This window comes from Enterobacter sp. MGH119 (assembly GCF_001037675.1).
GTDB classification, from domain to species: domain Bacteria; phylum Pseudomonadota; class Gammaproteobacteria; order Enterobacterales; family Enterobacteriaceae; genus Enterobacter; species Enterobacter hormaechei_C.
Window position 1 is genome coordinate 1,475,341 of the sequence record NZ_KQ089929.1, and the last position, 21,574, is coordinate 1,496,914.

Sequence of the window (21,574 nt, forward strand, 5' to 3'; positions counted from 1 at the left end):
TTACGTTTATATCGTTCTGCGTTAATAAATGTAGCTTATGAATAAGTGAGAAGGATTGGCGATTCAATGGGTTTGCCGTAGAATGTCCGCCCTCATTACGAGTCACCAAGGTGGTTACACACAAACCCCGCTTCAGTCTGCTGCCTGAGGCGTCTATATGGGACAGCGCGAAAATTGAATACACAACCCCGTTCCCTTTCACCGCTGGTGCAACTGGAACGAATTCGTAAAAGTTTCGATGGCAAAGATGTCATTTCCGACCTTAATCTGACCATCAATGACGGTGAGTTTCTCACGCTGCTCGGCCCCTCCGGCTGCGGCAAAACCACCGTCCTGCGCCTTATCGCCGGGCTGGAAAGCGTCGATAACGGCCATATCCATCTTGAGAACCAGGACATTACCCAGGTTCCTGCCGAAGATCGCCACGTCAATACCGTCTTTCAGAGCTATGCCCTGTTCCCGCACATGACCGTGTTTGAGAACGTGGCGTTTGGCCTGCGGATGCAAAAAACACCGGCCAGCGAGATCCCGCCTCGGGTTACCGAAGCCCTGCGCATGGTGCAGCTGGAGGCATTCGCCCAGCGCAAGCCTCATCAACTTTCCGGTGGTCAGCAGCAGCGTGTGGCCATTGCCCGCGCCGTGGTCAACAAACCTCGCCTGCTCCTGCTGGATGAATCCCTCTCCGCGCTGGACTACAAGCTGCGCAAGCAGATGCAGAACGAGCTTAAAGCACTTCAGCGTAAGCTCGGCATTACGTTCGTGTTTGTCACGCACGATCAGGAAGAAGCCCTGACCATGTCAGACCGTATCGTGGTGATGCGTGACGGCAAGATTGAGCAGGATGGCACCCCGCGTGAAATTTACGAAGAGCCGAAAAACCTGTTCGTCGCCAGCTTCATTGGTGAAATCAATATTTTCAACGCCACGGTGATTGAGCGTCTGGACGAGCAGCGCGTGCGCGCAAACGTGGAAGGCCGCGAATGCAATATTACCGTCAACTTTGCCGTCGAGAAGGGTCAAAAGCTCAACGTCCTGCTGCGCCCGGAAGATCTCCGCGTTGATGAGATCCACGACACGGCTGACGTCGAAGGTCTGATCGGTTACGTTCGCGAACGCAACTACAAGGGAATGACCCTCGAATCCGTTGTGGAACTGGAAAACGGCAAAATGGTGATGGTCAGCGAGTTCTTTAACGAGGACGATCCGGACTTCGACCACTCGCTGGATCAGAAAATGGTCATCAACTGGGTAGAAAGCTGGGAGGTTGTACTGGCTGATGAAGAACACAAGTAAGTTCCAGAATGTGGTGATTGCCACGATCGTCGGTTGGCTTGTGTTGTTTGTCTTTCTTCCCAACCTGATGATCATTGTGACCAGCTTCCTGACCCGCGACGACACAAACTTCGTGGCGATGGTCTTTACGCTGGACAACTACGCGCGCCTGCTCGATCCGCTCTATTTTGACGTGCTGCTGCACTCGCTCAATATGGCGCTGATTGCTACCCTCGCCTGTCTGGTGCTGGGGTATCCGTTCGCCTGGTTCCTGGCCCGCCTGCCGCAAAAAGTACGACCGCTGCTGCTGTTTTTACTTCTTGTACCCTTCTGGACCAACTCGTTAATCCGCATCTACGGGCTGAAAATCTTCCTCAGCACCAAAGGTTATCTGAACGAGTTTCTGCTGTGGCTGGGGGTGATCGAGACGCCGATCCGCATCATGTTCACCCCGGGCGCGGTGATTGTCGGCCTGGTCTATATCCTGCTGCCGTTTATGGTGATGCCGCTCTACTCCAGCATTGAAAAGCTCGATAAACCGCTGCTGGAAGCAGCGAAAGACCTGGGCGCCAGTAAGTTACAAACCTTTGTCCGCATCATTATTCCGCTGACCATGCCGGGTATTATCGCCGGCTGTCTGCTGGTCATGCTGCCTGCGATGGGGCTGTTCTACGTCTCGGACCTGATGGGCGGGGCGAAAAACCTGCTGATCGGTAACGTGATTAAGAGCCAGTTCCTTAACATTCGCGACTGGCCGTTCGGCTCGGCCACCAGCATAACGCTGACGGTGGTGATGGGGCTGATGCTGCTGGTTTACTGGCGTGCCTCACGCCTGTTGAATAAGAAGGTGGAGCTGGAATGATCGGTCGACTGCTTCGCGGTGGTTTTATGACCGCCATTTATGCGTATCTTTATATTCCGATAATCATTTTGATCGTGAACTCCTTTAACAGCTCGCGCTTCGGGATCAACTGGCAAGGGTTTACCACCAAATGGTATGGCCTGCTGATGAACAATGACAGCCTGCTACAGGCCGCTCAGCACTCGCTGACGATGGCGGTATTCTCTGCCACCTTCGCGACGCTGATTGGCTCGTTGACCGCCGTGGCGCTGTACCGCTACCGTTTTCGCGGTAAGCCGTTCGTCAGCGGTATGCTGTTTGTGGTGATGATGTCCCCGGATATCGTGATGGCCATTTCACTGCTGGTGCTGTTTATGCTGCTGGGCGTCCAGCTCGGTTTCTGGTCGCTGCTGTTCTCGCATATCACCTTCTGTCTGCCGTTTGTGGTGGTAACCGTCTACGCGCGTCTGAAAGGGTTCGACGTACGCATGCTGGAAGCGGCGAAAGATCTGGGTGCCAGCGAGATGACCATTCTGCGCAAAATCATTCTGCCGCTGGCGATGCCCGCCGTGGCAGCAGGATGGCTGCTCAGCTTTACCCTGTCGATGGACGACGTGGTCGTGTCCTCCTTCGTCACCGGGCCGAGCTATGAAATTCTGCCGTTGAAGATCTACTCAATGGTTAAAGTCGGTGTTTCACCCGAAGTGAACGCGCTGGCGACTATTCTGTTGGTGTTATCGCTGGTTCTGGTGATTGCCAGCCAGGTTATTGCTCGTGATAAAACAAAATCTCAGGGGACACAGAAATGAAAAAAATGCTTGCCGCTGCGGCACTGGTGCTCGGAATGGGCGCTGCGCATGCTGATGACAGCAAAACGCTCTATTTCTACAACTGGACCGAGTATGTGCCGCCGGGCCTGCTGGAGCAGTTCACCAAAGAGACAGGCATCAAGGTGATCTATTCGACCTACGAGTCGAATGAAACCATGTACGCCAAGCTCAAAACCTATAAAGATGGCGCGTATGACCTGGTGGTGCCGTCGACCTATTTCGTCGACAAGATGCGCAAAGAAGGCATGATCCAGAAGATCGACAAAACGAAGCTAACCAATTTTTCAAACCTCGATCCTGAGATGCTAAACAAGCCTTTCGACCCAAAAAACGACTACTCCATTCCGTACATCTGGGGCGCGACGGCAATTGGCATCAACAGCGATGCCATTGATCCCAAAACGGTTTCATCCTGGGCTGACCTGTGGAAGCCGGAATACAAAAGCAGCCTGCTGTTAACCGACGATGCGCGCGAAGTGTTCCAGGTGGCGCTGCGTAAACTCGGCTATTCCGGCAACACCACCGATCCGAAAGAAATCGAAGCAGCGTATAACGAACTGAAAAAGCTGATGCCAAACGTGGCGGCGTTCAACTCGGATAACCCGGCTAACCCGTATATGGAAGGTGAAGTGAATCTGGGGATGGTCTGGAACGGCTCTGCGTTTGTGGCGCGTCAGGCCGGGACGCCGCTTGAGGTGGTCTGGCCGAAAGAGGGCGGCATCTTCTGGATGGACAGCCTCGCGATCCCGGCGAATGCGAAAAACGTCGAGGGTGCCCTGAAGCTGATCAACTTCCTGCTGCGCCCGGATGTGGCAAAAGAGGTGGCGGAAACTATCGGCTACCCGACGCCAAACCTGGCCGCACGGAAGCTTTTAAGCCCTGAAGTGGCAAATGATAAATCGCTTTATCCGGACGCTGAAACCATCAGCAAAGGGGAATGGCAGAACGACGTCGGTGACGCGAGCCGCCTGTATGAAGAATATTATCAGAAGCTAAAAGCAGGCCGTTAATGCATAACGGGCGACGCAATGTCGCCCGTTACTCTTATAGCCCCTTCAGGAGTTTATCCACAAAGACTGGCACCACCTCGCTCGCCAGACCGTAATGTTTCTCTTCAAACTCACTCCCGACCTGGCTTGGCTCCAGATTAAGCTCCACCGTATGGGCACCTTGAAGTCGCGCTTCGTGAACAAATCCCGCCGCCGGATAGACATGTCCCGAAGTACCAATGGCGATAAAGAGGTCCGCCATGGCCAGGGCGCTGTAGATCTCATCCATTCCCAGCGGCATTTCGCCAAACCAGACCACATGCGGACGCAGACGCGAAGGGAACTGACAGCAGTGGCAGCGGTCTTCGTCCAGCACGTCCTCTTTCCACTCCAGCACCTGACCACTCCAGGCGCACCGCACCTTGAGCAGTTCGCCGTGCATGTGAATGATGTTGTGGTTTCCTGCCCTTTCGTGAAGATTGTCGATGTTCTGCGTGACCAGCAGAAAACGATCCCCCAGCGCTTCCTCCAGCTTTGCCAGCGCCAGGTGCGCCGCATTCGGCGCAATCTCCGGCTGCTGAAGCTGGCGACGGCGGGCGTTGTAGAACGCCTGCACCAGCGCCGGGTCGCGGGCGAAACCTTCCGGCGTCGCCACATCTTCAACTCGGTGTTCTTCCCACAGTCCATCCGCTGCGCGGAAAGTCTGAATACCGGATTCGGCGGAGATCCCCGCCCCGGTCAACACCACCACTCTGGGTTTATCCATCGCTTCTGGCATCATCCTGTCTCTGAAAAAGATCCGCTGACGCAGGCGTTCACGTAAGCGGCGTTTATTTTTGCGAAAACGGCTGAGTCGACCCTGGCGACGCGACAGCATAATAACCTCGTAAACTAATCGGTGAGATGAAGGAATGCGGCTCCGCGCATGCCTCCTGCGTCCCCGTGTCGCGCACGCTCAATGCGCGGCACGCGGGCGACCGGCAATAAATGTCGGGTCAGACGCCCGGACAACTGTTCCGTAATCGCAGTGAAATTTGACAGCCCTCCCCCGATCACCAGCAGATCCGGATCGACGATAGTCAGGATATTCCCCAGACACACCGCCAGCAGATCCAGATAGCGCTCGACGTGCTCACGCGCCTGCGCATCCCCCTGCTCCCACAGGGTAATGATATGAGGGGCCTCAAGTTTCTGATGATAGAAGTGTTCGTAAAGCCATGCAAACCCGCGGCCTGATAGGTAGTTCTCAATACAGCCGTGCTGCCCACAGCCGCAGCGGGTCAGCGGGAAATCACGTCCGACGACCTCCAGAGCATCCACCGGCAGGCGGATATGGCCAAATTCGCCGGTGATGTAGCTGCGCCCGGTAATGGGCTTACCGTTAATGACAATCCCGCCACCGACGCCCGTTCCGAGGATCAGCCCCATCACCAGCGGGAAGCGACGGAATTCATCATCCCAGGCTTCAGAGAGCGCGAAGCAGTTGGCATCGTTATCTAAACGCACGTCGCGTTCAAGGAGCGCGGAGAGATCGGCCCGCAGCGGTTTGCCGCTGGCGGCAGGCACGTTGGCCGCGTACAGCGTGCCATCGTCGGTTTCGGGCATACCCGGAATACCAATGCCAACGCTGCCTTTGACGCCAAAGCGTTCATCCGCTTGCGCCACCAGCGCGGCAATGGCGGTTAAAAATTCATCGTAGCTTTCGCGCGGCGTGGGGACGCGGGTTTCCCATTGTAGCTTAAGATCTTTATCGAACACGCCGAGCGCAATCTTGGTGCCGCCAATATCAAATCCGTAATACATGATGCATTCCTCTGTTTGATTCAGCGGCCAAAAGACCGCTAAACCATGACGAAATTACTGGCCACTTAATACCCTCGCCGGATCAATTCGGCTAGCGCGACGCGCCGGATACCAGCTTGCCAGCAGACTCAGTAAAAGTGCTGTAACCAGCACATAAATAACGTCCAGCCAGTGCAGTTCAGACGGCAGGAAGTCAATAAAATAGATATCGCCTGACAGGAACTGATGGCCAATAAGCGCTTCAATCCCGTTGATAATCGGCGTCAGCTGAAGGGAAACCACCACGCCGATCGCCACGCCGCAGAGGCTGCCAAACAGCCCCGCCAGTAAACCGTACCAGACGAAGATGGCGCGAATAAGACCGTCTTTCGCCCCTAAGGTACGCAGCACGGCGATGTCGCCGCTCTTATCCTTAACGGCCATCACCAGCGTCGAGACGATATTAAAACACGCCACCCCAATCACCAGCACCATCGCCAGATACATAATCGCGCGGATCATCTGGATATCACGATACATATACCCGTAAGTGCCGATCCAGCTTTTGATGTAGACATAGTTATTCGTCACGCTGCCAGCGTCACGCACCAGTTTATTGGCGTTGAAGACGTCGTTAACCTTAATGGCAATGCCCGTCACGCTGTCGCTCATATCCAGATACTGGCGTGCATCTTCCAGCGGCACCATCGCGAAGCTGTGATCGAGCTGGCCGCTCAGCTGCAAAATACCGGTGACGTGCAGACGTACGCGCTTAGGCTGCTGCAATTTGTGATCAGCGCTGGCGTTCGGGATCATGATCGAGACCCAGTCGCCCTGCTTCACCTTCAGCGCATCGGCAACGCCTTTGCCCATGATAATCTGCTGCTCGCCGGCCTTAAAGTTTGCCCATGCGCCATTTTGCACATAGCGCGGCAGCGCGCTCAGACGCTCTTCCTGACGAGGATTTACCCCTTTCACCTGAATGGCGCGCAGGTTTACCCCGCTCTCTACCAGCCCGGTAAAGTTAATGTAAGGTGCAGCCGCCGCAATGCCGGGCACCTTTTCCACTTTGTTCAGGGCATCCTGCCAGTTGGACCACGGCTGGTTAACCGGCTCGATTTCACCGTGAGGGACAACGGCCAGAATGCGGTTATTCAGTTCACGCTCAAAGCCATTCATGGCGCTTAAGCCCACAATCAGCACCGCCACGCCCAGGGCGATACCGATGGTGGAGATCACGGAGATAAGGGAAACCATCCCGCTCCGGCGACGACCGCGGCTAAAGCGTAACCCGATGAGTAACGATAACGGTGAAGCCATTACTCCGCTCCCATCAGCGTCAGTTCAGCATTCAGACGACCGTCGCGCATTTCCAGCTGACGCCCCATCCGCTTAGCCAGTTGTAAATCGTGGGTGACCACCAGAAACGCGGTTCCCTGCGCGGCGTTCAGTTCGCCGAGAAGCTGGAAAATGCTGTCTGCGTTACGCGCATCGAGGTTACCTGTCGGTTCATCCGCCAGCACCAGGCGCGGGTTGTTGACCAGCGCACGGGCGATGGCCACACGCTGACGCTCACCGCCTGAAAGCTCAGACGGACGGTGATTCCCGCGATGACCCAGCCCTACCGCTTTTAGCATGTCGCTGGCGCGGGCATTAATTTCCGCGGGTTTCTTTTTACCAATCAGCAGCGGCATTGCGACGTTTTCCAGCGCCGTAAAGTCCGGCAGCAGATGGTGGAACTGGTAGATAAAACCCAGCTCACGGTTACGCAACTCGGCTTTCGCCGTAGACGACATTTTACTCAGCGGCTGCCCGGAGAAGATCACATCGCCTTCGGTTGGCGTGTCCAGCCCGCCAAGCAGGTGCAGCAGCGTACTTTTACCGGAGCCGGAGCTGCCGACAATCGCCATCATCTCGCCTTCGCCCACGCTAAAACTCACATTGTGCAACACGTCGGTCTGCACAGTGCCTTCCTGATAGCGTTTGGACAGGTTGTCGCACTGCAACAGGATCTTATTCATAACGTAAAGCCTCAGCGGGTTGAGTGGCGGCAGCCCGCCAGGAAGGATAAAGCGTAGAAAGCAGCGCAATGGCCATCGCGGCCAACGCAATACCGACCACCTGGAGCGGCTCGATAGCCACCGGCAGCGCCGCGCCATCAAGCAGCGCGCCGATAATCGGCATGAGATTGTTGAGCTGGCTGGCGAGCAGCGCCCCCAGCGCCGCGCCGAGCAGCGCGCCGATGATGCCGGCGCTGGCACCCTGGACCATAAATACCGCCATGATCTGGCGCGGAGTCAGCCCCTGGGTTTGCAGAATGGCGACTTCGCCTTGCTTCTCCATCACCATCAGCCCGAGCGAGGTGATGATATTAAACGCGGCAACGGCCACGATCAGGCTCAGCAGCAGCCCCATCATGTTTTTCTCCATGCGCACGGCCTGGAACAGTTCGCCTTTCCGGTCGCGCCAGTCCTGCCATTTCGTCCCTTCCGGTAGCGTCTGCTGGCTAAGGGTATCCACCTTCAGCGGCGCATCAAGCCACAGACGCCAGCCGGTAATATTTCCCGCGGGGTAGCGCATCAGACGCGAGGCGTCCTGAATGTTCACCAGCATCTGGTAACCATCAACTTCGCTGTTCGCCGCAAACGTGCCAATCACGTTGAACAGGCGCTGGCTTGGCAGACGCCCCATCGGCGTAAACTGACTGGCTGACGGCACCATCACGCGCAGCTGATCGCCACGGTTGACCCCGAGCTGCCCGGCAAGCTGCTCGCCGAGGATGACGTTGTATTTACCCGCTTCCAGGTCGGTTTGTTTCACATTGACCAGGAACGTCGTCAGCGGATCTTTTTGCGCGGGATCGATACCCAGCATCACCCCGACCGCCACGCTACGGGCGCTTTGCAGCACCACATCGCCCGTCGTGAGCGGCGCAACGCGCGTGACACCCTGTAACTTCACCGCGCTTTCCGGCAGCTGTTGCGGATTAACGGAACCCTGAGTGGAAGAGAGAACGGCCTGCGGCATCAGCCCCAGGATATTGTTTTGCAGCTCGCGCTCGAAGCCGTTCATGACGGAAAGCACCGTCACCAGTGCCATCACGCCAAGCGTAATGCCAATAGTCGAAAGCCAGGAGACAAAGCGACCGAAGCGGTCCGCGGCGCGCCCACGCATGTAACGTAAGCCTATAAAGAGTGCGACAGGTTGATACATAAAATCCGTCTGTTTGCTGATAGCAGACCCACGAGTATATAAGCGAATCCGTTAAGCGTAAATGACTGAAACCGTAAGATTCGGTAATCATTTTTCCGAAAAATTCAGATAAATCATCATGCTACTGACTGAACTTCCGCCAGACAGTCTCCACCTTTTCCGAAAATCGTCCTGATACAGACTGTTACCCATTACATCAGGGCTTCATTTTACAACAATCGGCGTTTCGTTTATGGCAACAAGGTCGTCACGCACCATGAAACAAAAAGCATTATGGATTAACCAGATAAAAGGCCTGTGCATCTGCCTGGTGGTAATTTACCACTCGGTGATCACCTTTTATCCTCACCTTGACGGGCTACAGCATCCGTTATCGGGCCTGCTCGCCAAATGCTGGGTCTACTTTAATCTTTACCTTGCCCCGTTCCGTATGCCGGTGTTTTTCTTTATCTCCGGCTATTTGATCCGTCGTTATATTGACGAGGTGAACTGGCGCACCAGTCTCGACAAGCGGATCTGGAGCATCGTCTGGGTTTTGGCCCTGTGGGGCGTCCTGCAATGGCAGGCGCTGACCCATCTGAATGCCTGGCTCGCCCCCGAGCGAGAACTGGCGACAGCATCCAATGCGGCCTACGCCGATTCCGTTTCAGGGTTTGTACTGGGAATGCTCACGGCCAGCACCAGCCTGTGGTATTTGTACGCGTTAGTGGTCTACTTTACGCTCTGTAAGCTGCTGAGCCGCTGGAAACTGCCGATGCTGGGGATTCTGGCGCTGGCAAGCATCGCCATCAACTTCCTGCCGTTACCGTGGTGGGGAATGAACAGCGTGGTGCGCAACATGATCTACTACAGCCTCGGCGCATGGTACGGCGCGCAGTTGATGGCGTGGATGAAAGGGATGAATTTGCGCCGCAGCTGGCTGGTACTTATCGCCTCTGGCGCGGTGTCGGTAGTGCTGTGGTTCGCTAATGTTCCTCTGCCGCTCTCACTGCTGTCGATCGTAGTCATCATGAAGCTCTTTTACAGCTTCGAGCAGCGTTATGCCGTTCATCCCAATAATCTGCTGAACGTCATCGGTTCAAACACCATCGCGATTTATACCACCCACCGCATTTTAATTGAGGCGTTTAGCCTGCTCCTGATTCGCGAAATGAATGCGGCGTACTGGCCGATCTGGGCGGAGTTAACGCTGATTCTGGTCTATCCGTTTATCAGCCTGCTCGTCTGCACGCTGGTTGGGCTGGGGGCACGTAAGCTCTCAACCGCCCTCTTTGGCGACCTTTTCTTCTCCCCTCCCGCGCGGCTTTCTCCACAGACTGCTACCCGTTAATCTCCTCGGCCCCCATCCGGGGGCACTTTCCCTCTTGTGCGGTTACGATTTGCTTATGCATAACGATCGAGGATAATAAAGACATTGCGTATCAGTGATATGCCCCAATACTGTTGGTATATCCCCAAGAGACTCTGACATAGCCATGCCTGAACACTATCGTTTTTCCTTGCCTGTAAAAGCAGGTGACCAACGCCAGCTGGGCGAACTGACAGGCGCGGCCTGCGCCACGCTGGTGGCGGAAATTGCCGAGCGGCATCCAGGGCCGGTGGTGCTGGTTGCCCCGGACATGCAAAACGCCCTGCGCCTGCACGACGAAATTCGTCAGTTCACCGACAGTCTGGTATTCAGCCTGGCCGACTGGGAAACGCTTCCCTACGACAGTTTCTCTCCGCACCAGGAGATCATCTCCTCGCGCCTGTCGACGCTGTATCAGCTCCCCACCATGCAGCGCGGCGTGCTGATTGTGCCGGTGAATACCCTGATGCAGCGCGTCTGCCCGCACAGCTATTTGCACGGCCATGCGCTGGTGATGAAAAAAGGCCAGCGCCTGTCGCGCGATGCCCTGCGCGTGCAGCTGGATGGAGCCGGCTATCGACATGTCGATCAGGTGATGGAGCACGGCGAATACGCGACGCGCGGTGCGCTGCTTGATCTCTATCCGATGGGCAGCGACCAGCCGTACCGTCTGGATTTCTTCGATGATGAGATCGACAGCCTGCGCGTGTTCGACGCCGACACCCAGCGCACGCTGGAGGAAGTGGACTCTATTAATCTGCTGCCCGCCCATGAGTTCCCGACGGATAAAACCGCCATCGAACTGTTCCGCAGCCAGTGGCGCGACAGGTTCGACGTGAAGCGTGATGCCGAACATATCTACCAGCAAGTCAGCAAAGGCACCCTTCCGGCCGGGATCGAGTACTGGCAGCCCCTGTTCTTTAACGAACCGCTGCCGGCGCTGTTCAGCTACTTCTCGGCAAATACGCTGATTGTTAACACCGGGGATATCGACGCCAGCGCCAGCCGCTTTGAAAGCGAAACGCGCGCCCGCTTTGAAAACCGGGGCGTTGACCCGATGCGTCCGCTGCTGCCGCCGGAAATGCTGTGGCTGCGTACCGACGAGCTCAACGCCGAGCTGAAACGCTGGCCGCGTATGCAGCTCAAAACCGATTCGCTTGCCGATAAGGCCGCCAACACTAACCTCGCCTTCCGGATGCTGCCTGACCTGGCCGTTCAGGCGCAGCAGAAATACCCGCTCGATAATCTGCGCAAGTTTCTTGAGTCCTTCACCGGGCCGGTGGTCTTCTCCGTTGAAAGTGAAGGTCGCCGTGAAGCGCTGGGCGAACTGCTGGGAAGGATCAAAGTCGCGCCAAAGCGTATTCTTCGCCTGAGCGAAGCGACCGGAAATGGCCGTTACCTGATGATCGGCGCCGCCGAACACGGATTCATTGATACGCTCAATAACCTGGCGTTGATATGTGAAAGCGACCTGCTGGGCGAGCGCGTCGCGCGCCGTCGTCAGGACAGCCGTCGCACCATCAACCCGGACACCCTGATCCGCAACCTGGCCGAACTGCACCCCGGTCAGCCGATTGTTCACCTGGAACACGGTGTGGGTCGCTATCAGGGGATGACTACCCTCGAAGCAGGTGGCATCAAAGGTGAATACCTGATGCTGACCTACGCTAACGACGCCAAGCTGTATGTTCCGGTGTCGTCCCTGCATCTGATCAGCCGCTACGCCGGGGGTGCGGAAGAGAATGCGCCGCTGCACAAGCTGGGCGGCGATGCCTGGGCGCGTGCACGCCAGAAAGCGGCGGAAAAAGTGCGCGACGTGGCCGCCGAGCTGCTGGATATTTACGCTCAGCGTGCGGCCAAAGAGGGGTATGCGTTTAAGCATGATAAAGAGCAGTACCAGCTGTTCTGCGACAGCTTCCCGTTTGAAACTACGCCGGATCAGGCCCAGGCCATCAACGCCGTGCTGAGCGACATGTGCCAGCCGCTGGCGATGGATCGCTTAGTCTGCGGCGACGTGGGCTTCGGTAAAACCGAGGTGGCGATGCGCGCCGCTTTCCTGGCGGTTGAGAACAACAAGCAGGTGGCGGTGCTGGTGCCGACCACCCTGCTTGCCCAGCAGCACTTCGACAACTTCCGCGACCGCTTCGCCAACTGGCCGGTACGTATCGAAATGTTGTCCCGCTTCCGCAGTGCCAAAGAGCAGACGCAGATCCTGGAACAGGCAAGTGCAGGCAAAATTGATATTCTGATCGGCACTCACAAGCTGCTGCAAAGTGACGTGAAGTGGAAAGATCTGGGGTTGCTGATCGTTGACGAAGAGCACCGCTTCGGGGTGCGCCACAAAGAGCGCATCAAAGCCATGCGCGCCAACGTCGATATTCTGACCCTGACCGCAACGCCGATCCCGCGCACCCTGAACATGGCGATGAGCGGCATGCGCGATCTGTCGATAATCGCTACCCCACCGGCGCGCCGTCTGGCGGTGAAAACCTTTGTTCGCGAGTACGACAATCTGGTGGTGCGCGAGGCGATCCTGCGCGAAGTGCTGCGCGGTGGCCAGGTCTATTACCTGTACAACGACGTTGAAAATATTCAGAAAGCCGCCGACAGGCTGGCAGAGCTGGTGCCGGAAGCGCGCATCGCCATTGGTCACGGCCAGATGCGCGAGCGCGAGCTGGAGCGGGTGATGAACGATTTCCACCACCAGCGTTTCAACGTGCTGGTGTGTACCACCATCATTGAGACCGGAATCGACATTCCGACGGCGAACACCATCATCATCGAACGGGCGGATCACTTCGGCCTGGCCCAGCTGCACCAGCTGCGCGGGCGGGTCGGGCGTTCGCACCATCAGGCCTACGCCTGGCTGCTGACGCCGCATCCGAAGGCAATGACCACCGACGCGCAAAAGCGTCTGGAAGCGATCGCCTCGCTGGAAGATCTGGGCGCTGGCTTTGCGCTGGCGACCCACGACCTGGAGATCCGCGGCGCCGGTGAGCTGCTGGGTGAAGACCAGAGCGGTTCCATGGAAACCATCGGTTTCTCGCTGTATATGGAGCTGCTGGAAAATGCCGTCGACGCGCTTAAAGCCGGACGTGAACCGTCTCTGGAAGATCTCACCAGCCAGCAGACCGAAGTGGAACTGCGCATGCCTTCCCTGCTGCCGGATGATTTTATTCCTGACGTGAATACCCGTCTGTCGTTCTACAAACGCATTGCCAGCGCGAAAAGCGAAGGCGAGCTGGAAGAGATCAAAGTCGAACTGATTGACCGTTTTGGGATATTGCCCGATGCGGCGCGCAACCTGCTGGATATTGCCCGCCTGCGTCAGCAGGCGCAGAAGCTGGGCATTCGCAAACTTGAAGGCAATGAGAAAGGCGGCGTAATTGAGTTTGCCGAAAAGAACCACGTCGATCCGATGTGGCTGATTGGCCTCCTGCAAAAACAGCCGCAGCATTTCCGTCTTGATGGCCCTACGCGTCTGAAATTTACTCAGGATCTGACGGAACGTAAAACCCGCATGGACTGGGTGCGTAACTTTATGCGTCAGTTGGAAGAGAACGCCATCGCATAACGGTTTCCCCCGCCAGCGCCCGGCTGGCGGGGGGACAATTTACAAACTCTTTGCACTTCGCCCGATCTTCCCGACTATACATTCGCCATAATTATCATTAACGCCTTATAAAACAATAACCTTATCATTTGTATGGATTATCATAATGATGATTTCTTCGCGTTTTACCCGCTGGTTAACTCTGGTTGCGCTGGCCGCGACGGTTGCCGTCGCGCTCCCTGCTCGCGCCAATACCTGGCCTCTTCCGCCCGCCGGCAGCAACGTCGTAGGTGAAAACCGCTTTCACGTGGTTGAAAACGATGGCGGCTCGCTGGAAGCGATTGCCAAAAAATATAACGTCGGGTTCCTGGCGCTGTTGCAGGCCAACCCGGGCGTAGATCCGTACGTGCCCCGGGCGGGCAGCGTACTGACGATTCCGCTGCAAACCATCCTGCCGGACGCGCCGCGTCAGGGCATTGTGATTAACCTCGCCGAGCTACGTCTGTATTACTACCCGCCGGGCAAGAACGAAGTGACCGTCTACCCTATCGGTATTGGTCAACTGGGGGGCGATACGCTCACACCTACCATGGTCACCACCGTCTCTGATAAGCGCGCTAATCCTACCTGGACCCCGACGGCAAACATTCGCGCCCGTTATAAAGCTCAAGGTATCGACCTGCCCGCCGTGGTACCTGCTGGCCCGGATAATCCGATGGGACATCATGCAATTCGCCTGGCGGCATATGGTGGGGTTTATCTTCTGCACGGAACGAATGCGGATTTCGGGATCGGGATGCGCGTCAGCTCCGGCTGCATTCGCCTGCGCGATGACGATATCAAAACGCTCTACCGCGTGATCGCCCCTGGCACGAAAGTGAATATCATTAATACGCCGATTAAAGTGTCTGAAGAGCCAGGTGGCGTCCGTCTGGTTGAGATCCACCAGCCGCTATCGAAAAACATCAATGACGATCCGCAGACGCTGCCGATTAATCTGAATGCCTCAATGGTGAGCTTTAAAACGAATGCCAACACCGATGGCGCAGTGATGGAGCGGGCGATGGAAGCACGTTCGGGGATGCCAACCGATGTTACGCGGCATCATGAGGTTGCTCAGCAGTCAATGTAAAGCAGCAATAACGACAAACGCCCTGCATCAGCAGGGCGTTTTTTATTGCAGTGGCATAACGGAGGGTTGCGTTACGCTTATTTGTAGATAACTGCGGTACCGTGCAGGGTGTTAGGACCGGTCACAGAGGTGATGCGGAATGATTTCGCACCCATTTCGTCAGCTTTTTGCGCCAGCTGATCTTCCAGAGAGCCCAGGTTAGTCCCGGCAGTGGCAGAGATGGTACCGACTTTCTGCTGGTCTGCTGGAGTGGATTGCACTTCAACAGCAGCGAAGCTTGCGAAAGAGAGTGAACTCAGAACGGCGGCAGCGATGAGGGTTTTAACGTTTTTCATGATTTTATACCTTTAGGCAGATGATGTAGTGGTCGTTAGTTATTTAGTTAACGATCGATAGGTAAATAATAGATGTGATCCAGGTCACACGTCAACTCATTTTTATAATGGTCGTTAAATTAATTTCATTTGCCTTATATTTCAAAAAGATAAAATTATATTATTTTTCAGAAATCACCGCTGGTCGTTGCAGACGTTTATTTTTATAATGACTATTCAATAAAACAACAGAGGACCAACGGCACATGACAACCGATGTCACGCGTTGCGCAAAGAAAAGCCGTGGCCGACCAAAAGTGTTCGACAGGGATGCGGCGCTCGATAAGGCCATGACGCTCTTCTGGCAGCATGGGTATGAAGCCACGTCGCTTTCAGATCTCGTGGAAGCTACGGGTGCTAAAGCCCCTACCCTGTACGCAGAGTTCACCAACAAAGAAGGCTTATTCCGGGCCGTTCTGGACAGATACATCTCGCGCTTCGCGGCAAAACATGAAGCCCAGCTATTCTGTGAAGAAAAAACGGTTGAGCAGGCATTACAGGATTATTTCACGGCAATCGCGACCTGCTATACCAGCAAGGACACGCCTGCGGGGTGTTTTATGATCAACACCTCCGCGACCCTCGCGGCATCGTCTAAAGAGATTGCCAACACGGTCAAATCGCGACATGCGATGCAGGAGGAGACGCTCAGCACGTTTCTGGCTCAGCGTCAGCTGCGCGGTGAAATCCCGGCGCATTGCCGTCCGCAGGAGCTGGCCCAGTATCTGAGCTGTATTTTACAGGGGATGTCCATCAGCGCCCGTGAAGGCGCGACGCTGGAAAAATTGCAGGGGATTACGCACACAACGCTGCGCCTGTGGCCTGAACTTCTTAAACTCTGACGCAAAAAAAAGCTCCTCAGCCTGAGCGCATGAGGAGCTAAGTTCAGAGAACATCTTTTTTACACTTTGTTATTCAGTATCAGCTGACCATTGCTGTCGAGAGGGATCTGCGTACCAGGATCTTTATCCATGCGGATTTTGCCCTGCTGATCGCCAATTTTGTAGGTTACGTCGTAGCCCAACATTTTTTCAGACTTGTCATACACGGTTTTACAGCGCTGCTGCGTTGTGGTGTAGGTATCATTTTCCTGCATCGCGCCCTGCACCTGGTTACCGGCATAACCGCCACCCAGCGCACCAACCACCGTCGCGACATCCTTACCACGGCCGCCACCAAACTGATGACCAATCACCCCACCAGCAACCGCGCCCAGCACGGAGCCAGCGATACGGTTTTCATCCTGAACCGGACGACGATGGGTGACAGAAACATTACGGCACTCCTGACGAGGCGTCTTGACCGTCTCTTTGATCGGTGTAGCGGAAACCACCTGCGCATACTGCGGGCCACGATCAAGTACGTTCAGACTGGCAACGGCAGCCACACCTAACGCAGCTGCGACGCCAATCCCTATACCCGCCAACATTGATTTATTCACGGGACTTCCTCCTTTGTTGCAATTGGTAGCAATTTTGCAGCGCAATAAACGCTTCGCCAATAAGATAAAGGATCAAAATCATGGTTGTTGGCCGGGACAACGTGGGTTTAAGAGAACTCTTAAGCGTCAGGAGGGAAATGCACAGCATGATGTGCTAAGAATTCCCTCCGGAGGGTCCGGAGGGAGAGAGAAATTAGTGCAGCTTCAGGCGTGGACGGATCACGCGGTTGATGCGGCCAACCAGCATCATCAGGCCGGTTTTGAAGTAGCCGTGCAGCGCAATCTGGTGCATACGGTACAGAGAAATGTACACGAAGCGGGCGATGCGCCCTTCCACCATCATGGAGCCGCGCATCAGGTTACCCATCAGGCTGCCCACGGTGGAGAAGTTTGAGAGCGACACCAGAGAGCCGTGGTCTTTGTAGACATAGGCTTTCATCGGTTTGCCTTTTATCTGCGCCAGGATGTTATGCAGCACGAGGCTTGCCATCTGGTGCGCAGCCTGAGCGCGAGGCGGTACAAATCCGCCTTCCGGACGTGCGCAGGAGGCACAGTCGCCGATGGCGAAGATGTCCGGATCGCGCGTGGTTTGCAGCGTCGGCTCTGTCACCAGCTGGTTAATGCGGTTTGTCTCCAGCCCACCGATATCTTTCATGAAATCAGGCGCTTTGATCCCCGCAGCCCAGACCATCAGGTCGGCCTGGATGTACTCGCCGTCTTTGGTATGCAGGCCGCCCTCATCCGCGCTGGTCACCATGGTCTGGGTCAGCACGCGCACGCCCAGTTTAGTCAGCTCGTTGTGCGCCGCGCCGGAAATACGCGGCGGAAGCGCAGGCAGAATGCGTTCACCTGCTTCCACCAGCGTCACATTCAGCGCTTCGTTAGTCAGCCCTTTGTAGCCGTAGCTGTGCAGCTGTTTGACCGCATTGTGCAACTCCGCCGATAATTCAACGCCCGTTGCGCCGCCGCCCACGATAGCAATGTTGACCTTGCCGTTAGCACCCATGTTGTTGGTGTACTTCAGGAACAGGTTAAGCATCTCCTGATGGAAACGACGCGCCTGATGCGGGTTATCCAGGAAGATGCAGTGCTCTTTTACGCCTGGGGTGTTGAAATCATTGGAGGTACTGCCCAGGGCCATCACCAGCGTGTCATAGGCCAGCTTGCGCTCAGGAACCAGCAACTCGCCTTTATCATCACGCAGCTCAGCCAGCGTGATGGTTTTGTTTTCACGATTGATATCCACCACCGAACCCAGCTGGAACTGGAAGTGGTGGTTACGCGCATGCGCCAGATAGCTGAGCGCATCCACGCCCTCATCCAGCGACCCGGTCGCCACTTCGTGCAGTAACGGCTTCCACAGATGGCTGTGGTTACGATCCACCAGCGTGATTTTGGCTTTCTTACCGCGACCCAGTTTCTTACCCAGCTGCGTCGCCAGCTCCAGTCCGCCAGCACCACCGCCGACAATCACTATCTTTTTCAATGGCGTAGTCAACGTGACCCCCTCAAATTATTAACCAATTGTTAATTAAAAGTTATATAAATAACCCTTAATTAACAACAGGTTACTGCACTGAAACCATTCAGATTCATTGAGAATAGCACGTCAGGCGCATTGGTCATACCAAAATTGATATGTATCAAGTTTTGATGGTTTAAAAGTAGACAATTCTGACAAAAAAGAGGCCCGGTACGCTTTCACGTACCGAGCCTTTATCAGGTTCAGGGAGATCAGCCCAGCGTTTTAAAGGCTTTAATACGCTGCAAGTGCGGGGAAATGTTTTTGAACTTGTGGGTCTGCTCTTCGTCCCAGACAATTTCGTAGTAATGGTGCAGAAGCTCGGCGGCGCGGGAGCTGTTCAGCGCTTCATCGTTGCGGGAGAGGATCACCAGACACCGATCGCGGTTCTTTTCACGGAAATTGCTCACGCATTTGGTGGCGATGTCGGCGTACTCCTCCGGGCGATCGATTTTGCCTTCCATGTTTTCGTTCGGAAACAGGTTAGGATTAAAAATGACCTGACGGATATCGCACAAAAAACCGATGCGCTCTGCCCAGTATCCTCCTAACCCCACGCCGCAGATCAGCGGGCGATCGTCGATATTGAGCTGCAACATTTTATCCACTTCTTTAAGCAGATGCTGCATGTCATGCTTCGGATGACGTGTGCTGTAACTGATCAGCCGGACATCCGGATCGATAAACTGCAATTGCAGCACTTTCTCATGATTACCAGGACTGTTTGAGTCAAAACCGTGTAAATAGATGATCATCGTCTCACCACGCTACGCCTTCCGGGATGAATTAAAGGGCTGCTTTATGTGCCTGCCAGCGCTCGTTCAGGGCTTCAAGCCGGGCGTTTACCGTTTTCCAGCGCGCCGAGTCCATCAGCTCCTGACGACTAAATGAACCTTTATGATACAATTGTGTAACACGTTCAGCATTGATCGGCGACAGGTTATCCAGCACGCTCACCGCCCCTTTACGATTATTGCAGACGAGGATCATATCGCAACCCGCATCCAGCGAAGCCTGCCCACGTTCGGCATAGCTACCCATAATCGCCGCCCCTTCCATGGATAAATCGTCAGAGAAAATTACGCCATTGAAGCCTAACTCCTGACGCAGCACGGTTTTAAGCCAGTGTGGAGAGCCGCTGGCCGGACGCGGATCGACCTCACTGTAGATGACGTGCGCAGGCATGATGGCATCCAGCTTGTTATCAGCGATCAACGAGCGGAAAACCGACATATCTTTAGCGCGAATGTCTGCTTCCGGGCGCGGATCGCGCGGGGTTTCTTTATGGGAATCCGCCGTCACCGCCCCGTGGCCCGGGAAATGTTTGCCGGTGGTTTTCATGCCCGCAGCATGCATACCGTCAATAAAGCGCGTCGCCATTGCCAGCGCAATACGCGGATCGTCATGATACGAACGCTCACCAATTGCCGCGCTAATGTGTCCTACGTCCAGCACCGGGGCGAAGCTGATGTCGATATCCATGGCGATCATCTCGCTGGCCATCAGCCAGCCGGCATCCTGCGCCAGTTGACCGCCCTCTTCGATCCCCAGCAGCGCAGCAAAAGATTGCGCGGCGGGTAAACGGGTAAACCCTTCGCGGAAACGCTGCACACGCCCACCTTCCTGGTCTACGGCCACCACCAGGTGATTGCGCGACGCCGCACGGATCTGGCGAACCAGCTCACGCAACTGCTCCGGATCATGATAATTGCGGGTGAAAAGAATCAGCCCCCCTACCAGCGGATGTGCCAGAATTTCGCGCTCTTCCGCATCCAGCTCAAACCCTTCGACATCCAACATTACTGGACCCACACCAACCTCTCTTATCCTTTCGTTTGTAACTGACGCCAGGCATCATTTGCCAGCGCAATAAATTGTTTGTCACCTGTCTGCTGAAGGCGCATTTCAAACCATCCCGCCATCAGCATCAACACCCACGGACGCCAGCGCGCGACCTGCCGCGCAAGGGTGAGCGCATTGATGTTGGCGTTTCGGGCATAGGCGGTTATCAGCTGCTCGCGCGACGCCTCATCAGGCATCCAGACCGCAGCAAGTTCGAGCGCCACGTCACCGTCTCCGGCATATTCCCAGTCGATAAGTTTCTCGCCTGCCGTGGTATGAACGATATTCCCCGCGTGGACATCCATATGCAGCGGCGCCAGACGTAACGCCTGCGGCTCTCCCGCTTTACGCAACCGCTTAAGCTGCGCCAGCCAGTAGGGCGTGTGTCGTCCAGGCGCAGCCTGCTGCCAGTAGTGATCCAGCAAAGGAAGTAACGTTACCCGCCAGCCCAGACGCGGCTGGCGATGCAGATGATACAGCATGGCTGCCAGCGCAGGCGTATCGGGAAGCTCGCTTTTGATCTCACCCGCAATAAACGCCACCGCCATCCAGTCTCTAATAAAGAGATGAGGTTGTGGCGCAAGGTCGGCGGGCAGGCGCTTCAGGGCGCGGAACTGGCGACGAAAATGGGAGGCAGGCGCGGCGGCATCGTGATGCTGACGTAAAACCAGCCGATGGTCGCCATGCTCAATAATGCAACTCGCGCCGCCAAGCCCGGCGGGGGCTTGCGGCGCGATAACATGGTATTGAGGGAAATAACGCGTCAGGACCTCATGACGCGTGCGCTTATTGTTGCGTAACGGCACCTTTACCTGACCAGATAATTTCGCCGGTCTGAACCAGCATTAACTGCATCTGCAACGACGGCGTGTTCACGTTGCCTGTCGCGTTAGAATAAAGGACATACTGCGCGCCAACGTTGCGGGCAATACCAATCGCTTTACTGCGCGAACCCAGGCTGTCCTGAGGCGACAGACCAAGCTGCTGCTTTGCGACCGCGAGCTGCTGAGCAGAGACCAGCGTAAATTTACCGTTGTTTGCCAGCGCGTTGCGCAGGGTTTCCGTCGCTTCTCCCGCATTCAGGGAACCGTTTGTACGGTTGTTCACGCTGTCCACCAGCAGCACGCTGCCGGGCGTAACACCCTGTGCCTGCAACATTTTGCCCACCATCGGCTGCATTGCGCCATTCCAGTCATAGTGGCGTACTCGCGGCGCAGGCTGTGCGGTGTCGTCCGGATGTTCGATCGGGCCAGGCTGCGCCGGAATGGTCGGTACAGACGGCACGGTTGGAACAGGCTGCGCTGGCGTTGTTGGCTGTTCCGTTCCCGGCTTCGCCTGATCCACCGGTGCAGGTTCTTCCGTTCGCGTCACACAACCCGCCAGAAAGAGTGCAAAGGCACTCAGGAGCGCATAACGGCTCATTGTTTTAATCAAG

20 protein-coding genes are annotated in these 21,574 nt (G+C 55.8%); 8 read left to right on the top strand and 12 right to left on the bottom strand.

From position 1 onward, the window contains the following. Positions 1-144: 144 nt before the first annotated feature. Genes potA through potD form a run of 4 tightly spaced genes read left to right on the top strand, consistent with a single transcriptional unit; the run spans position 145 to position 3,953 of the window. On the top strand, positions 145-1,293 hold the full coding sequence (gene potA, locus SK53_RS07040) for a spermidine/putrescine ABC transporter ATP-binding protein PotA (RefSeq protein WP_162837914.1): 1,149 nt from the start codon (positions 145-147) through the stop codon (positions 1,291-1,293). Beyond that, positions 1,277-2,134: a spermidine/putrescine ABC transporter permease PotB gene (potB, locus tag SK53_RS07045; RefSeq protein ID WP_048208925.1), complete on the top strand. Its 858-nt coding sequence runs from the start codon at positions 1,277-1,279 to the stop codon at positions 2,132-2,134. Before potA ends, potB begins: the two co-directional genes overlap by 17 nt. Further along, complete coding sequence (gene potC / locus SK53_RS07050) at positions 2,131-2,922, top strand: spermidine/putrescine ABC transporter permease PotC (RefSeq protein ID WP_015570805.1); 792 nt, start codon at positions 2,131-2,133, stop codon at positions 2,920-2,922. Before potB ends, potC begins: the two co-directional genes overlap by 4 nt. Next, positions 2,919-3,953, top strand: a complete 1,035-nt coding sequence (gene potD, locus SK53_RS07055; protein ID WP_048208928.1) for a spermidine/putrescine ABC transporter substrate-binding protein PotD — start codon at positions 2,919-2,921, stop codon at positions 3,951-3,953. Before potC ends, potD begins: the two co-directional genes overlap by 4 nt. A 34-nt stretch (positions 3,954-3,987) precedes the next feature. On the opposite strand, the gene cobB is transcribed toward potD, so the two are convergent. From cobB to lolC, 5 genes are read right to left on the bottom strand one after another with little or no spacing between them, the layout of a single operon-like run. Then, entirely contained in the window at positions 3,988-4,809 is an 822-nt protein-coding gene (cobB, locus tag SK53_RS07060) for a Sir2 family NAD+-dependent deacetylase (protein ID WP_048208930.1), read from the bottom strand. Between the two features lie 14 nt (positions 4,810-4,823). Next, positions 4,824-5,735: an N-acetylglucosamine kinase gene (gene nagK, locus SK53_RS07065; RefSeq protein ID WP_023324463.1), complete on the bottom strand. Its 912-nt coding sequence runs from the start codon at positions 5,733-5,735 to the stop codon at positions 4,824-4,826. Between the two features lie 54 nt (positions 5,736-5,789). Next, a complete protein-coding gene (gene lolE / locus SK53_RS07070; protein WP_003857918.1) occupies positions 5,790-7,034 on the bottom strand; it encodes a lipoprotein-releasing ABC transporter permease subunit LolE in 1,245 nt (414 codons plus the stop codon). Next, positions 7,034-7,735: a lipoprotein-releasing ABC transporter ATP-binding protein LolD gene (gene lolD, locus SK53_RS07075; protein ID WP_015570809.1), complete on the bottom strand. Its 702-nt coding sequence runs from the start codon at positions 7,733-7,735 to the stop codon at positions 7,034-7,036. Before lolD ends, lolE begins: the two co-directional genes overlap by 1 nt. Beyond that, positions 7,728-8,927 (bottom strand): lipoprotein-releasing ABC transporter permease subunit LolC, encoded by a 1,200-nt coding sequence (gene lolC, locus SK53_RS07080; protein ID WP_048208933.1) that lies wholly within the window; start codon positions 8,925-8,927, stop codon positions 7,728-7,730. Before lolC ends, lolD begins: the two co-directional genes overlap by 8 nt. Positions 8,928-9,183: 256 nt before the next feature. Here lolC and SK53_RS07085 point away from each other — a divergent pair, with 256 nt between their 5' ends. The 3 genes from SK53_RS07085 (at position 9,184) to SK53_RS07095 (ending at position 14,960) form a co-directional block, all read left to right on the top strand. Further along, positions 9,184-10,257 carry an acyltransferase family protein gene (locus SK53_RS07085; protein ID WP_023324461.1) on the top strand — a complete coding sequence of 358 codons (1,074 nt, stop codon included), beginning with the start codon at positions 9,184-9,186 and terminating at the stop codon, positions 10,255-10,257. Between the two features lie 145 nt (positions 10,258-10,402). Continuing rightward, positions 10,403-13,849 (top strand): transcription-repair coupling factor, encoded by a 3,447-nt coding sequence (gene mfd, locus SK53_RS07090; RefSeq protein ID WP_048208935.1) that lies wholly within the window; start codon positions 10,403-10,405, stop codon positions 13,847-13,849. A gap of 145 nt (positions 13,850-13,994) precedes the next feature. Then, positions 13,995-14,960, top strand: a complete 966-nt coding sequence (locus tag SK53_RS07095) for a L,D-transpeptidase LdtC (protein ID WP_022650791.1) — start codon at positions 13,995-13,997, stop codon at positions 14,958-14,960. A gap of 77 nt (positions 14,961-15,037) precedes the next feature. Here the strand turns inward: SK53_RS07095 and bhsA are convergent, their stop codons facing one another. After that, a complete protein-coding gene (bhsA, locus tag SK53_RS07100; protein ID WP_006809234.1) occupies positions 15,038-15,295 on the bottom strand; it encodes a multiple stress resistance protein BhsA in 258 nt (85 codons plus the stop codon). A gap of 245 nt (positions 15,296-15,540) precedes the next feature. On the opposite strand from bhsA, the gene comR reads away from it, so the two are divergent. Then, positions 15,541-16,176, top strand: a complete 636-nt coding sequence (gene comR, locus SK53_RS07105) for a TetR family copper-responsive transcriptional repressor ComR (protein ID WP_022650790.1) — start codon at positions 15,541-15,543, stop codon at positions 16,174-16,176. Between the two features lie 59 nt (positions 16,177-16,235). On the opposite strand, the gene SK53_RS07110 is transcribed toward comR, so the two are convergent. The 6 genes from SK53_RS07110 to lpoB all read right to left on the bottom strand — a co-directional run bounded on the left by SK53_RS07110 (position 16,236) and on the right by lpoB (position 21,570). Then, the gene (locus SK53_RS07110) at positions 16,236-16,775 is read right to left on the bottom strand and encodes a glycine zipper 2TM domain-containing protein (protein WP_017384715.1); all 540 of its coding nucleotides are present in this window, start codon (positions 16,773-16,775) and stop codon (positions 16,236-16,238) included. Between the two features lie 193 nt (positions 16,776-16,968). Then, the gene (locus SK53_RS07115; RefSeq protein WP_022650789.1) at positions 16,969-18,273 is read right to left on the bottom strand and encodes an NAD(P)/FAD-dependent oxidoreductase; all 1,305 of its coding nucleotides are present in this window, start codon (positions 18,271-18,273) and stop codon (positions 16,969-16,971) included. Between the two features lie 236 nt (positions 18,274-18,509). Next, a complete protein-coding gene (gene ycfP, locus SK53_RS07120; RefSeq protein ID WP_006809239.1) occupies positions 18,510-19,052 on the bottom strand; it encodes an alpha/beta hydrolase YcfP in 543 nt (180 codons plus the stop codon). A gap of 31 nt (positions 19,053-19,083) precedes the next feature. Next, on the bottom strand, positions 19,084-20,109 hold the full coding sequence (nagZ, locus tag SK53_RS07125) for a beta-N-acetylhexosaminidase (RefSeq protein WP_003857934.1): 1,026 nt from the start codon (positions 20,107-20,109) through the stop codon (positions 19,084-19,086). Positions 20,110-20,120: 11 nt separating this feature from the next. Then, positions 20,121-20,945: a thiamine kinase gene (gene thiK / locus SK53_RS07130; RefSeq protein WP_048208938.1), complete on the bottom strand. Its 825-nt coding sequence runs from the start codon at positions 20,943-20,945 to the stop codon at positions 20,121-20,123. After that, on the bottom strand, positions 20,926-21,570 hold the full coding sequence (gene lpoB, locus SK53_RS07135) for a penicillin-binding protein activator LpoB (protein WP_085929697.1): 645 nt from the start codon (positions 21,568-21,570) through the stop codon (positions 20,926-20,928). The genes thiK and lpoB overlap by 20 nt, the downstream gene beginning before the upstream one ends. Between the last annotated feature and the right edge of the window lie 4 nt (positions 21,571-21,574).